This window comes from Streptomyces sp. Ru73 (assembly GCF_002920575.1).
Taxonomy (GTDB): Bacteria; Actinomycetota; Actinomycetes; order Streptomycetales; family Streptomycetaceae; genus Streptomyces.
Map to the genome: position 1 here is coordinate 54,522 of NZ_PQSQ01000011.1, position 14,561 is coordinate 69,082.

Sequence of the window (14,561 nt, forward strand, 5' to 3'; positions counted from 1 at the left end):
TGGCCCGGACCACGACTCCACCTGCCAGGCGGCACGAGCCGCATGGCGTAACTGCATTCAGGAGCAGCAGTGAAGCGCAGCAAGACTCTTCGCAACGCGGACGCGAAGATCGACCGGGAGCGTCTGTACGCCCCCCTCGAGGCCGTCCGTCTCGCCAAGGACACCTCGTCCGTCAAGTTCGACGCGACCGTCGAGGTCGCCATGCGTCTGGGTGTCGACCCGCGCAAGGCCGACCAGATGGTCCGTGGCACCGTGAACCTCCCGCACGGCACCGGTAAGACCGCCCGGGTCCTGGTCTTCGCGACCGGTGACCGTGCTGCGGCCGCGGAAGCCGCCGGCGCCGACATCGTCGGCGCGGACGAGCTGATCGACGAGGTCTCCAAGGGCCGCCTGGACTTCGACGCCGTCGTCGCCACCCCGGACCTCATGGGCAAGGTCGGCCGCCTCGGCCGCGTGCTCGGTCCCCGTGGTCTGATGCCGAACCCGAAGACCGGCACCGTCACCCCGGACGTGGCCAAGGCCGTGTCCGACATCAAGGGCGGCAAGATCGAGTTCCGCGTGGACAAGCACGCGAACCTCCACTTCATCATCGGCAAGGTGTCCTTCGACGACGCCAAGCTGGTGGAGAACTACGCCGCTGCGCTCGAGGAGATCAACCGCCTCAAGCCGTCCGCCGCCAAGGGCCGCTACATCAAGAAGGCCACCATCACCACCACGATGGGCCCCGGCGTTCCGGTGGACGCCAACCGCACCCGCAACCTCCTCGTCGAGGAGGACCCGGCCGCGGTCTGAGCCTGATGGCTCGCGCGTACGCGTGAGGCCGGGCCCCGCATCCGTTCATCGGGTGCGGGGCCCGGCCCTTTTGCGTACCGCTCAGGGGCCGGTGAGCGGCCGCAGGAGGCCGTACGGGGCGCCGGGGACCGGCGGGCGGCCGGGGAGCGGCCGGCGGCAGCAGGCCCGCAGGGAGGCGATTTGCCTGCACGCGAGTGGTTCGCGTACCGTAACGGAGAAGCCAAAGACCGCTGGTTGTCTCTGTGCGCCCAACCGGGTGTGCGGCGGCCGAAGGATCCGCTAGCTGCGGACGGCCCGCGCAGGTGATCGAGGAAGTACTCCCGGATACGCATGTCTCCGGTCGAGTCCGCCCCGTGCGCCTGCGCCGGGGCGTTTGCTTTGCCCAGCCCCTTCTGCGCGGTCCTCATCACCCGGAAGGAGGCCGAGGCTCATGGCAAGTCCTGACAAGGTCGACGCTGTCGCGGAGATCACGGACAAGTTCCGTAACTCCAACGCCGCTGTCGTCACCGCGTACACCGGACTTTCTGTCGCGCAGCTCAAGCAGCTGCGTCGTTCGCTCGGTGACAACGCTCAGTACCGTGTGGTGAAGAACACGCTGACCAAGATCGCGGCCCAGGAGGCCGGGATCTCCGTGCTGGACGAGCACCTCGTGGGCTCGACGGCCGTCGCCTTCGTCACCGGTGACCCGGTCGAGGCGGCGAAGGGTCTTCGTGACTTCGCCAAGGAGAACCAGAACCTCGTCATCAAGGGCGGTGTCTTCGAAGGGAAGGCGCTCTCCGCTGACGACATCAAGAAGCTTGCGGACCTCGAGTCCCGCGAGGTTCTGCTCGCCAAGCTGGCGGGTGGCATGAAGGCGTCCATGGCCAAGGCCGCGGCGACCTTCCAGGCCCCGCTCACGAAGTTCGCCCGCACCGCGGACGCCCTTCGCAGCAAGGTCGAGCAGGGCGGTGCCGAGTAATTCGGCTCGCACATTGGCAGCCCCTGCTCAGGCGTGCCTGAGCGGAGGAGGCCACAGCGGGCCCAACGTACGCCCGCCGACATGTACATCCCGGCACCAGCCGATTTAGTGGAAGGACCGCCACCATGGCGAAGCTCAGCCAGGAAGACCTGCTCGCGCAGTTCGAGGAGATGACCCTCATCGAGCTCTCCGAGTTCGTGAAGGCGTTCGAGGAGAAGTTCGACGTCGAGGCCGCCGCCCCGGCCGCCGTCGTTGCCGCTGCCCCGGGCCAGGGTGGTGGCGACGCCGCCGCCGCCGAGGAGCAGGACGAGTTCGACGTCATCCTCACCGGTGCGGGCGACAAGAAGATCCAGGTCATCAAGGTCGTGCGTGAGCTGACCTCCCTGGGTCTGAAGGAGGCCAAGGACCTCGTGGACGGCACCCCGAAGCCGGTCCTCGAGAAGGTCGCCAAGGACGCCGCCGACAAGGCCAAGGAGGCCCTCGAGGGCGCCGGCGCCTCCGTCGAGGTCAAGTGACCTCTGTCAGTCGCTGACTGAACACCTCCGGGACCCGGGCCCGTACCGGGTCTCGTGCCAAGGGCGATCACCCATCAGGGTGGTCGCCCTTCGGCGTTCCGATGTCCTTGCCGGGTTGCCGCGCACGGCCGTGCGAGTATGGTGATCTTCGTTGTCCGGCCCGTGCGCCCCGTGACGATCTCCCTGGGGTGGGGGGCCTTGACGAACAGCACGCGGCGCGCAATTCTCGGGACGCGACGTCGGAAGCGATCCGGAGACCGAGGCATGGATCGCCGACGAAGAGGGCAGTATCGATGTGCGTCCAGAGGCGCACGGTATGCAGCAGGCGCTGAGCGTGAAGAACTACAACGAGGGGTATCCCTCTTAGAGGGAGTCACCTTCCGGAGGAGAGATTGGGTGCAGAGCCGGTCTCCGAAAACCCGGGCTGGACATCAGTGTGCCGAGTGGCTACACTGACCCTTTGCGCTGCCTGTTAGCTGCTCCCTGCCCGTCACCAGGGGCATACCCACATTTCAGCACTGCGGTTCAGACCTCCCTGACCAGGGATTTCTAGGCCAATCGTGCGGTGTGGGACCGGTACGCGCGTAGTGAGTCCGAGCCCTCGGAAGGACCCCCTCTTGGCCGCCTCGCGCAACGCCTCGACTGCCAATACGAACAACGGCGACAGCACCGCCCCGCTGCGCATCTCTTTTGCGAAGATCCCGGAGCCCCTCGGGGTTCCGAACCTCCTTGCGCTGCAGACCGAAAGCTTCGACTGGCTGCTCGGCAACGCCGCATGGAAGGGTCGCGTCGAGGCTGCGCTGGAGTCCGGTCAGGACGTCCCCACCAAGTCCGGTCTGGAGGAGATCTTCGAAGAGATCTCCCCGATCGAGGACTTCTCCGGGTCGATGTCGCTGACGTTCCGCGACCACCGCTTCGAGCCCCCGAAGAACTCCATCGACGAGTGCAAGGAGCGCGACTTCACGTACGCGGCTCCGCTGTTCGTCACCGCTGAATTCACCAACAACGAGACCGGCGAGATCAAGTCCCAGACGGTCTTCATGGGCGACTTCCCGCTCATGACCAACAAGGGCACCTTCGTGATCAACGGCACCGAGCGTGTCGTCGTATCGCAGCTGGTCCGCTCGCCGGGCGTCTACTTCGACAGCCAGATCGACAAGACGTCCGACAAGGACATCTTCTCCGCCAAGATCATCCCGTCCCGGGGTGCCTGGCTGGAGATGGAGATCGACAAGCGCGACATGGTCGGTGTCCGCATCGACCGCAAGCGCAAGCAGTCGGTGACCGTCCTCCTCAAGGCCCTCGGCTGGACGACCGAGCAGATCCTGGAGGAGTTCGGCGAGTACGAGTCGATGCGCGCCACCCTGGAGAAGGACCACACCCAGGGCCAGGACGACGCGCTCCTCGACATCTACCGCAAGCTGCGTCCGGGCGAGCCGCCGACGCGCGAGGCCGCGCAGACGCTGCTGGAGAACCTCTACTTCAACCCGAAGCGCTACGACCTCGCCAAGGTCGGCCGCTACAAGGTCAACAAGAAGCTCGGCGGCGACGAGCCGCTCGACGCCGGCGTGCTGACCACCGACGACATCATCGCCACGATCAAGTACCTGGTGAAGCTCCACGCGGGCGAGACCGAGACGATCGGCGAGAACGGCACGGAGATCGTCGTCGAGACCGACGACATCGACCACTTCGGCAACCGCCGTCTGCGCAACGTCGGCGAGCTGATCCAGAACCAGGTCCGTACGGGTCTCGCCCGTATGGAGCGCGTCGTGCGCGAGCGCATGACCACCCAGGACGTCGAGGCGATCACGCCGCAGACCCTGATCAACATCCGGCCGGTCGTCGCCTCCATCAAGGAGTTCTTCGGCACCAGCCAGCTGTCCCAGTTCATGGACCAGACCAACCCGCTGTCGGGTCTGACCCACAAGCGCCGTCTGTCGGCGCTGGGCCCGGGTGGTCTCTCCCGTGAGCGGGCCGGCCTGGACGTCCGTGACGTGCACCCCTCGCACTACGGCCGCATGTGCCCGATCGAGACGCCGGAAGGCCCGAACATCGGTCTGATCGGCTCGCTCGCGTCGTACGGCCGGGTGAACGTCTTCGGCTTCATCGAGACGCCGTACCGCAAGGTCGTCGACGGCCAGGTCACCGACGACGTCGCCTACCTCACGGCCGATGAGGAAGACCGCTTCATCATCGCCCAGGCGAACGCCCCGCTGACCGAGGACATGCGCTTTGCCGAGCAGCGTGTCCTGGTCCGCCGGCGTGGCGGCGAGGCGGACCTCGTCAACGCCGAAGAGGTCGACTTCATGGACGTCTCGCCGCGCCAGATGGTGTCGGCCGCGACCGCCATGATCCCGTTCCTCGAGCACGACGACGCCAACCGCGCGCTCATGGGCTCGAACATGATGCGCCAGGCCGTGCCGCTCATCAAGGCCGAGGCCCCGCTGGTCGGCACCGGCATGGAGTACCGCTGCGCGGTCGACGCCGGTGACGTCATCAAGGCCGAGAAGGACGGTGTGGTCCAGGAGGTCTCCGCGGACTACATCACCGTCGCCAACGACGACGGCACGTACACCACGTACCGGGTCGCCAAGTTCACCCGTTCCAACCAGGGCACCTCCTTCAACCAGAAGGTCGTCGTGGACGAGGGCGCGCGGGTCATCGAGGGCCAGGTCCTCGCCGACGGTCCGTCCACGGACCAGGGCGAGATGGCGCTCGGCAAGAACCTGCTCGTGGCGTTCATGCCGTGGGAGGGCCACAACTACGAGGACGCGATCATCCTGTCGCAGCGCCTCGTGCAGGACGACGTCCTCTCCTCGATCCACATCGAGGAGCACGAGGTCGACGCCCGTGACACCAAGCTGGGCCCCGAGGAGATCACCCGGGACATCCCGAACGTCTCCGAGGAGGTCCTCGCCGACCTCGACGAGCGCGGCATCATCCGCATCGGTGCCGAGGTCGTCGCCGGCGACATCCTGGTCGGCAAGGTCACCCCGAAGGGTGAGACCGAGCTGACCCCGGAGGAGCGCCTGCTCCGCGCGATCTTCGGTGAGAAGGCCCGTGAGGTCCGTGACACCTCGCTGAAGGTGCCGCACGGTGAGACCGGCAAGGTCATCGGCGTGCGCGTCTTCGACCGCGAGGAGGGCGACGAGCTGCCCCCGGGCGTGAACCAGCTGGTCCGCGTCTACGTGGCGCAGAAGCGCAAGATCACCGACGGTGACAAGCTCGCCGGCCGCCACGGCAACAAGGGCGTCATCTCGAAGATCCTGCCGGTCGAGGACATGCCGTTCCTGGAGGACGGCACCCCGGTCGACATCATCCTCAACCCGCTGGGTGTCCCGTCCCGAATGAACCCGGGACAGGTCCTGGAGATCCACCTCGGCTGGCTCGCCAGCCAGGGCTGGAAGGTCGAGGGCGACGAGGACTGGCAGAAGCGTCTGCAGGCCATCGGCGCCGACGACGTCGCTCCCCGGACGAACGTCGCGACCCCGGTCTTCGACGGTGCGCGCCAGGACGAGCTGCAGGGTCTCTTCGACTCCACGCTGCCGAACCGCGACGGCGAGCGGATGGTGAAGAGCTCCGGCAAGGCCCAGCTCTTCGACGGCCGCTCCGGCGAGCCGTTCCCGGACCCGATCTCGGTCGGGTACATGTACATCCTCAAGCTCCACCACCTGGTCGACGACAAGCTGCACGCCCGCTCGACCGGTCCGTACTCGATGATCACCCAGCAGCCGCTGGGCGGTAAGGCCCAGTTCGGTGGCCAGCGCTTCGGTGAGATGGAGGTGTGGGCGCTGGAGGCTTACGGCGCCGCGTACGCCCTCCAGGAGCTGCTGACGATCAAGTCCGACGACGTGACCGGCCGCGTGAAGGTCTACGAGGCCATCGTCAAGGGCGAGAACATCCCCGAGCCCGGCATTCCCGAGTCCTTCAAGGTGCTCATCAAGGAAATGCAGTCGCTGTGCCTGAACGTGGAGGTGCTGTCCTCGGACGGCATGTCCATCGAGATGCGCGACACCGACGAGGACGTCTTCCGCGCGGCGGAGGAGCTCGGTATCGACCTGTCCCGGCGCGAGCCGAGCAGCGTCGAAGAGGTCTGACGGGTCTGGCCGGGGCCTCCCCGTGAGGTCCCGGCCCACCCGGACCCCTCAGACCATGATTGAGACTCGACCCTGAAAGAGGGATTGACGACAGTGCTCGACGTCAACTTCTTCGACGAGCTGCGGATCGGCCTCGCCACCGCTGACGACATCCGTCAGTGGTCCCACGGCGAGGTCAAGAAGCCGGAGACCATCAACTACCGCACCCTCAAGCCCGAGAAGGACGGCCTCTTCTGCGAGAAGATCTTCGGCCCCACCCGGGACTGGGAGTGCTACTGCGGTAAGTACAAGCGCGTCCGCTTCAAGGGCATCATCTGCGAGCGCTGCGGCGTGGAGGTCACCCGCGCCAAGGTGCGCCGTGAGCGGATGGGCCACATCGAGCTGGCCGCTCCCGTCACGCACATCTGGTACTTCAAGGGCGTTCCGAGCCGGCTGGGCTACCTGCTGGACCTCGCCCCGAAGGACCTCGAGAAGGTCATCTACTTCGCCGCCTACATGATCACGTGGGTGGACGAGGAGCGCCGTACGCGCGACCTGCCCTCGCTGGAGGCCCACGTCTCCGTCGAGCGCCAGCAGATCGAGCAGCGCCGCGACGCCGACCTCGAGGCCCGCGCCAAGAAGCTCGAGACCGACCTGGCCGAGCTGGAGGCCGAGGGCGCCAAGGCCGACGTGCGCCGCAAGGTGCGCGAGGGTGCCGAGCGCGAGATGAAGCAGCTGCGCGACCGCGCGCAGCGCGAGATCGACCGCCTGGACGAGGTCTGGAACCGCTTCAAGAACCTCAAGGTCCAGGACCTCGAGGGCGACGAGCTGCTCTACCGCGAGCTGCGTGACCGCTTCGGCACGTACTTCATGGGCGGCATGGGTGCCGCGGCGCTGCAGAAGCGCCTGGAGTCCTTCGACCTCGACGAGGAGGCCGAGAAGCTCCGCGAGATCATCCGGACCGGCAAGGGCCAGAAGAAGACCCGTGCGCTCAAGCGCCTGAAGGTCGTCTCCGCGTTCCTGCAGACCCGCAACAGCCCCAACGGCATGGTGCTGGACTGCATCCCGGTCATCCCGCCGGACCTGCGTCCGATGGTGCAGCTGGACGGTGGCCGCTTCGCGACCTCCGACCTGAACGACCTGTACCGCCGTGTGATCAACCGCAACAACCGCCTCAAGCGTCTCCTTGACCTCGGTGCCCCCGAGATCATCGTGAACAACGAGAAGCGGATGCTGCAGGAGGCCGTCGACGCGCTGTTCGACAACGGCCGCCGCGGCCGGCCGGTCACCGGCCCGGGCAACCGTCCGCTGAAGTCCCTCAGCGACATGCTGAAGGGCAAGCAGGGCCGGTTCCGTCAGAACCTGCTCGGTAAGCGTGTGGACTACTCCGCGCGTTCCGTCATCGTCGTCGGCCCGCAGCTGAAGCTGCACCAGTGCGGTCTGCCGAAGGCCATGGCGCTGGAGCTCTTCAAGCCGTTCGTGATGAAGCGCCTGGTCGACCTGAACCACGCGCAGAACATCAAGTCGGCGAAGCGGATGGTCGAGCGCGGCCGCACGGTCGTGTACGACGTCCTCGAAGAGGTCATCGCCGAGCACCCGGTTCTGCTGAACCGTGCGCCCACCCTGCACCGCCTCGGCATCCAGGCCTTCGAGCCGCAGCTGGTCGAGGGCAAGGCCATTCAGATTCACCCGCTCGTCTGCACCGCGTTCAACGCGGACTTCGACGGTGACCAGATGGCCGTGCACCTGCCGCTGTCCGCGGAGGCGCAGGCCGAGGCCCGCATCCTGATGCTGTCCTCGAACAACATCCTCAAGCCGGCCGACGGCCGTCCGGTCACCATGCCGACCCAGGACATGGTGCTGGGCCTGTTCTTCCTCACCACCGACGAGGAGGAGCGCAAGGTCATCGGTGAGGGCCGGGCCTTCGGTTCGGTCGCCGAGGCGATCATGGCGTTCGACGCCAAGGAGCTCTCGCTCCAGGCGAAGGTCGACATCCGCTTCCCGATCGGCACCGTCCCGCCCCGCGGCTGGACCCCGCCGGCTCCGGAGGAGGGCGAGCCCGAGTGGCAGCCCGGTGACAGCTTCCGGCTGCGGACGACCCTGGGCCGCGCGCTCTTCAACGAGCTGCTGCCCGAGGACTACCCGTTCGTCGACTACTCGGTGGGCAAGAAGCAGCTCTCCGCGATCGTCAACGACCTGGCCGAGCGGTACCCGAAGGTCATCGTCGCGGCGACGCTGGACAACCTGAAGGCGGCCGGTTTCCACTGGGCCACCCGCTCCGGTGTCACCGTCGCGGTCTCCGACATCGTCGTGCCGGAGGCCAAGAAGGAGATCGTCGCGAGCTACGAGGCTCAGGACGAGAAGGTCCAGAAGCAGTACGAGCGCGGTCTGATCACCAAGGACGAGCGCACTCAGGAACTGATCAACATCTGGACCAAGGCGACCAACGAGGTCGCCGAGGCGATGAACGACAACTTCCCCAAGACGAACCCCATCTTCATGATGGTTGACTCGGGTGCCCGAGGAAACATGATGCAGATGCGGCAGATCGCCGGTATGCGTGGTCTGGTGTCGAACGCGAAGAACGAGACCATCCCGCGACCCATTAAGGCGTCGTTCCGTGAGGGTCTCTCCGTGCTGGAGTACTTCATCTCCACGCACGGTGCCCGTAAGGGTCTCGCGGACACCGCCCTCCGTACCGCCGACTCGGGTTACCTCACCCGTCGTCTCGTGGACGTCTCCCAGGACGTCATCATCCGCGAGGAGGACTGCGGCACCGAGCGCGGCCTCAAGCTGCGGATCGCGAGCAAGGGTGCGGACGGCGTCCTGCGCAAGGCGGACGACGTCGAGTCCTCCGTGTACGCGCGGATGCTCGCCGAGGACGTCGTGGTGGACGGCAAGGTCATCGCGTCGGCCAACGTGGACCTCGGTGACGTGCTCATCGACCAGCTGGTCGCGCACGGCGTCGAGGAGGTCAAGACCCGCTCGGTCCTGACCTGTGAGTCCGCGGTCGGCACCTGCGCCTTCTGCTACGGCCGCTCGCTGGCCACCGGCAAGCTGGTCGACATCGGTGAGGCGGTCGGCATCATCGCCGCCCAGTCCATCGGTGAGCCCGGCACCCAGCTGACGATGCGTACCTTCCACACCGGTGGTGTGGCGGGTGACGACATCACCCTGGGTCTGCCGCGAGTCGTCGAGCTCTTCGAGGCCCGTACGCCCAAGGGTGTCGCCCCGATCTCCGAGGCCGCCGGCCGCGTGCGGATCGAGGAGACCGAGAAGACCAAGAAGGTCATCGTCACGCCGGACGACGGCAGCGACGAGACGTCCTACGGCGTCTCCAAGCGTGCCCGCCTGCTGGTGAGCGAGGGTGACCACGTCACGGTCGGCCAGCCGCTGACCGTCGGTGCGATCAACCCGCACGACGTGCTGCGCATCCTCGGCCAGCGTGCGGTCCAGGTCCACCTGGTCGGCGAGGTCCAGAAGGTCTACAACAGCCAGGGCGTGGCGATCCACGACAAGCACATCGAGATCATCATCCGGCAGATGCTGCGCCGCGTGACGATCATCGAGTCCGGCGACGCCGAGCTGCTGCCGGGCGAGCTGGTGGAGCGCTCGAAGTTCGAGAGCGAGAACCGCCGCGTCGTGGCCGAGGGCGGTCACCCCGCCTCCGGCCGTCCGCAGCTGATGGGTATCACCAAGGCCTCGCTGGCGACCGAGTCGTGGCTGTCGGCGGCGTCCTTCCAGGAGACGACCAGGGTCCTGACCGACGCGGCGATCAACGCCAAGTCGGACTCCCTGATCGGCCTCAAGGAGAACGTCATCATCGGTAAGCTCATCCCGGCCGGTACGGGCCTGTCCCGCTACCGCAACATCCGGGTCGAGCCGACCGAGGAGGCCAAGGCCGCGATGTACTCGGCCGTCGGCTACGACGACATCGACTACTCGCCGTTCGGCACCGGCTCCGGCCAGGCCGTCCCGCTGGAGGACTACGACTACGGTCCGTACAACCAGTAAGCGGGTACCGGCGGCGGCCGGCCCGTGGGACACCACGTAAAACGCAACCGCAGGGCGGTCATCCTCGTGTGAGGGTGACCGCCCTGCGGTCTCTGGGGGATGATGGAGCGGTCAGCGCTCCGGCCGGGGGGAGGTCTCAGAGGTGGCGTTCGAACCGTGGCAGGGTGGCCGGCCGGCTCACCCGCCTCCTCAGGTGCCCGCCATGCGTGCCTCGCACGCGGACCGGGAGCGGGCCGTTGACGTGCTGAAGGCGGGGTTCGCCGAGGGGCGGCTCACCCAGGACGAGTACGAGCAGCGGGTGGCGCGCGCCTATCGTGCGGTGACCTACACCGATCTGCAGTTACTGGTGGGGGACCTGCCGCAGGGCCCGGTCCCGCTGCAGCCGCCGATGGTGCTGCCGCCGCCGGCGGTGCCGCCGACCTTCCTGCCGCTGCCCGAGCCGCAGCGCACCAATCCGGCCGCGACCGGGGCCATGATCTGCGGCCTGCTCACCCCGTTGACCTGGGGCGTCACCGCGGTCCCCGCAGTGATCCTGGGGCACAAGGCGCGTACGGAGATCCGGCGCAGCGGCGAGCGGGGTGACGGCATGGCGCTGACCGGGGTGGTCCTGGGCTGGCTCGCCATCGGGGGCTGGTGCCTGGTGATGCTGGTCACGCTGCTGGCGCTGCTTCCGAAGACCTGAGCGCGGCGCGGGGTGCGTCCGGGCCCGCCGGATCGGGGCCGGAGACGTTCTTCCGTATGCCGCGTGACCCCACTACGGTGGCGGCAGCGCCGTAGGAGTCCGGCGTGTCCTACGCGTGTGCATTTGTTTTGACCGCAGCCCATGCGGTAGGTACGCTCTGACCTTGTGCCTGGGGTGTCCCTGGCCTGCCGTGCGCGCATCTCCTCAAGCCTCCGGGCGGGCGGTGCCGGTGCGTACGAAGCCGGGTCTCGACACCGTAATCCGTCGCTCCTCGTTCCAGCGAGGAACTCTGCGGTATTCGACACACCCGACCTCGTGGGTCGGCGAAGTTCCAGGTTAGCTTTACCGAGACTGGCACACAGAAACCGGAGAAACGGTGCCTACGATCCAGCAGCTGGTCCGCAAGGGCCGGCAGGACAAGGTCGAGAAGAACAAGACGCCTGCACTTGAGGGTTCCCCTCAGCGTCGCGGCGTCTGCACGCGTGTTTTCACCACCACCCCGAAGAAGCCGAACTCGGCCCTGCGTAAGGTCGCGCGTGTGCGTCTGACCAGCGGCATCGAGGTCACCGCTTACATTCCGGGTGAGGGCCACAACCTGCAGGAGCACTCGATCGTGCTCGTGCGTGGCGGTCGTGTGAAGGACCTGCCGGGTGTTCGGTACAAGATCATCCGCGGCTCCCTCGACACGCAGGGCGTCAAGAACCGCAAGCAGGCTCGCAGCCGCTACGGCGCCAAGAAGGAGAAGTAAGAATGCCTCGTAAGGGCCCCGCCCCGAAGCGCCCGGTCATCATCGACCCGGTCTACAACTCTCCTCTGGTGACCTCCCTCATCAACAAGGTGCTGCTGAACGGCAAGCGCTCCACCGCCGAGCGCATCGTCTACGGCGCCATGGAGGGCCTGCGTGAGAAGACCGGCAACGACCCGGTCATCACGCTGAAGCGCGCGCTGGAGAACATCAAGCCGACCCTCGAGGTCAAGTCCCGCCGTGTCGGTGGCGCGACCTACCAGGTCCCCGTCGAGGTCAAGCCGGGTCGCGCGTCGACCCTGGCGCTCCGCTGGCTCGTGGGCTACTCGCGCGCCCGCCGCGAGAAGACCATGACCGAGCGCCTCATGAACGAGCTGCTGGACGCCTCGAACGGCCTCGGCGCTTCCGTCAAGAAGCGCGAGGACACGCACAAGATGGCCGAGTCCAACAAGGCCTTCGCGCACTACCGCTGGTAGTCGCTACCCACATCGAGACCGAGAGAAGACGAAAGCCTTATGGCTACCACTTCACTTGACCTGGCCAAGGTCCGCAATATCGGGATCATGGCCCACATCGACGCGGGCAAGACGACGACCACCGAGCGGATCCTGTTCTACACCGGTGTCTCGTACAAGATCGGTGAGGTCCACGACGGCGCTGCCACCATGGACTGGATGGAGCAGGAGCAGGAGCGTGGCATCACGATCACCTCTGCTGCCACCACCTGCCACTGGCCGCTGGAGAACGTCGACCACACCATCAACATCATCGACACCCCGGGCCACGTCGACTTCACCGTCGAGGTGGAGCGCTCGCTGCGCGTGCTCGACGGTGCGGTGACGGTGTTCGACGGCGTCGCCGGCGTTGAGCCCCAGTCCGAGACGGTGTGGCGTCAGGCGGACCGCTACGGCGTGCCGCGCATCTGCTTCGTCAACAAGCTCGACCGCACCGGCGCCGAGTTCCACCGCTGCGTCGACATGATCTCGGAGCGCCTCGGCGCGACCCCGATCGTGATGCAGCTGCCGATCGGCACCGAGGCGGACTTCAAGGGCGTCGTCGACCTGGTCCGCATGAAGGCCCTGGTCTGGTCCGCCGAGGCCGCCAAGGGCGAGATGTACGACACCGTCGACATCCCGGACACCCACATCGAGGCTGCCGAGGAATGGCGCGGCAAGCTCCTCGAGACGGTCGCCGAGAACGACGAGGAGCTCATGGAGCTGTACCTCGAGGGCCAGGAGCCCACCGAGGAGCAGCTGTACGCGGCCATCCGCCGCATCACCATCAGCTCCGGCCGTGCGGAGAACACCACCGTCACGCCCGTGTTCTGCGGCACCGCCTTCAAGAACAAGGGTGTCCAGCCGCTGCTGGACGCGGTCGTGCGCTACCTGCCGTCGCCGCTGGACGTCGAGGCCATCGAGGGCCACGCGGTCAACGACCCCGACGAGGTCATCAAGCGCCGTCCCTCCGAGGACGAGCCGCTGGCCGCGCTGGCGTTCAAGATCGCGAGCGACCCGCACCTCGGCAAGCTCACCTTCATCCGGGTCTACTCGGGTCGCCTGGAGTCCGGCACGCAGGTGCTGAACTCCGTCAAGGGCAAGAAGGAGCGCATCGGCAAGATCTACCGGATGCACGCGAACAAGCGTGAGGAGATCGAGTCGGTGGGTGCCGGTGACATCGTCGCCGTCATGGGTCTGAAGCAGACCACCACCGGTGAGACCCTCTGTGACTCCGCCAACCAGGTGATCCTGGAGTCGATGGAGTTCCCGGCTCCGGTCATTCAGGTCGCCATTGAGCCCAAGTCCAAGGGCGACCAGGAGAAGCTGGGTGTCGCCATCCAGCGCCTCGCCGAGGAGGACCCGAGCTTCCAGGTCCACACCGACGAGGAGACCGGCCAGACCATCATCGCCGGTATGGGCGAGCTGCACCTCGACGTGCTGGTCGACCGTATGAAGCGTGAGTTCCGGGTCGAGGCCAACGTCGGTAAGCCGCAGGTCGCGTACCGCGAGACGCTGCGCAAGACCGTCGAGAAGATCGACTACACGCACAAGAAGCAGACTGGTGGTTCCGGCCAGTTCGCGAAGGTGCAGATCTCGGTCGAGCCCCTCGAGGGCGACGGCTACGAGTTCGAGAACAAGGTCACCGGTGGCCGCATCCCGCGGGAGTACATCCCGTCCGTGGACGCGGGCTGCCAGGAGGCCATGGAGTTCGGTGTTCTCGCCGGCTACCCGCTGACCGGCGTCCGGGTCACGCTCCACGACGGTGCGTTCCACGAGGTCGACTCCTCCGAGATGGCCTTCAAGATCGCCGGTTCGATGGCCTTCAAGGAGGCCGCGCGCAAGGCCTCCCCGGCCCTGCTCGAGCCGATGATGAAGGTCGAGGTCACCACGCCCGAGGACTACATGGGCGACGTGATCGGCGACATCAACTCCCGCCGTGGACAGATCCAGTCCATGGAGGACCGCCACGGTGCCAAGCTCGTCACGGGCCTGGTTCCGCTCTCGGAGATGTTCGGCTACGTCGGAGACCTCCGCAGCAAGACGTCGGGTCGCGCGAGCTACTCGATGCAGTTCGACTCCTACGCCGAGGTTCCGCGGAACGTCGCCGAGGAGATCATCGCGAAGGCCAAGGGCGAGTAAGACCCGTCTCGTCAGAGTCGGACCCCGACACGCTTTAGGCTTGACACCGACTGACGGGGCAATCCCCGCTTTCCGTGAGGATTGCCCCCGTCAGCCGGCACCCCAGCAAAGATCACCTGGCGCCGATGAGTAAGGCGTAC

At 66.8% G+C, this 14,561-nt stretch carries 9 protein-coding genes; all 9 read left to right on the top strand.

Translation table 11 applies throughout. The features are described from left to right. The first annotated feature begins 69 nt into the window (after nucleotides 1–69). A complete protein-coding gene (gene rplA, locus C3486_RS07605) occupies nucleotides 70–792 on the top strand; it encodes a 50S ribosomal protein L1 (protein WP_103831822.1) in 723 nt (240 codons plus the stop codon). Nucleotides 793–1,222: 430 nt separating this feature from the next. Next, nucleotides 1,223–1,750, top strand: a complete 528-nt coding sequence (rplJ, locus tag C3486_RS07610; RefSeq protein ID WP_103831823.1) for a 50S ribosomal protein L10 — start codon at nucleotides 1,223–1,225, stop codon at nucleotides 1,748–1,750. A 125-nt stretch (nucleotides 1,751–1,875) separates the two neighbouring features. Next, on the top strand, nucleotides 1,876–2,265 hold the full coding sequence (rplL, locus tag C3486_RS07615; protein ID WP_103831824.1) for a 50S ribosomal protein L7/L12: 390 nt from the start codon (nucleotides 1,876–1,878) through the stop codon (nucleotides 2,263–2,265). Between the two features lie 617 nt (nucleotides 2,266–2,882). Further along, nucleotides 2,883–6,365: a DNA-directed RNA polymerase subunit beta gene (rpoB, locus tag C3486_RS07625; protein WP_103831825.1), complete on the top strand. Its 3,483-nt coding sequence runs from the start codon at nucleotides 2,883–2,885 to the stop codon at nucleotides 6,363–6,365. A 93-nt stretch (nucleotides 6,366–6,458) separates the two neighbouring features. Further along, a complete protein-coding gene (locus C3486_RS07630; RefSeq protein ID WP_103831826.1) occupies nucleotides 6,459–10,358 on the top strand; it encodes a DNA-directed RNA polymerase subunit beta' in 3,900 nt (1,299 codons plus the stop codon). Between the two features lie 202 nt (nucleotides 10,359–10,560). Beyond that, the gene (locus C3486_RS07635) at nucleotides 10,561–11,040 is read left to right on the top strand and encodes a DUF1707 and DUF4190 domain-containing protein (protein ID WP_103831827.1); all 480 of its coding nucleotides are present in this window, start codon (nucleotides 10,561–10,563) and stop codon (nucleotides 11,038–11,040) included. Nucleotides 11,041–11,416: 376 nt separating this feature from the next. Beyond that, nucleotides 11,417–11,788 (top strand): 30S ribosomal protein S12, encoded by a 372-nt coding sequence (rpsL, locus tag C3486_RS07640; RefSeq protein ID WP_003948652.1) that lies wholly within the window; start codon nucleotides 11,417–11,419, stop codon nucleotides 11,786–11,788. Between the two features lie 2 nt (nucleotides 11,789–11,790). Further along, nucleotides 11,791–12,261 carry a 30S ribosomal protein S7 gene (gene rpsG / locus C3486_RS07645; RefSeq protein WP_030262788.1) on the top strand — a complete coding sequence of 157 codons (471 nt, stop codon included), beginning with the start codon at nucleotides 11,791–11,793 and terminating at the stop codon, nucleotides 12,259–12,261. Nucleotides 12,262–12,300: 39 nt separating this feature from the next. Beyond that, nucleotides 12,301–14,421, top strand: coding sequence for an elongation factor G (fusA, locus tag C3486_RS07650; RefSeq protein ID WP_103831828.1), 2,121 nt, complete (start codon nucleotides 12,301–12,303; stop codon nucleotides 14,419–14,421). Nucleotides 14,422–14,561 lie beyond the last annotated feature (140 nt).

What these genes read in the sequence shown, in the direction of transcription:
- rpsG (WP_030262788.1), top strand. Translation starts at nt 11,791, where the DNA reads ATGCCTCGTAAGGGCCCCGCCCCGAAGCGCCCGGTCATCATCGACCCG.
- fusA (WP_103831828.1), top strand. Translation starts at nt 12,301, where the DNA reads ATGGCTACCACTTCACTTGACCTGGCCAAGGTCCGCAATATCGGGATC.
- C3486_RS07635 (WP_103831827.1), top strand. Translation starts at nt 10,561, where the DNA reads ATGCGTGCCTCGCACGCGGACCGGGAGCGGGCCGTTGACGTGCTGAAG.
- rplJ (WP_103831823.1), top strand. Translation starts at nt 1,223, where the DNA reads ATGGCAAGTCCTGACAAGGTCGACGCTGTCGCGGAGATCACGGACAAG.
- rplL (WP_103831824.1), top strand. Translation starts at nt 1,876, where the DNA reads ATGGCGAAGCTCAGCCAGGAAGACCTGCTCGCGCAGTTCGAGGAGATG.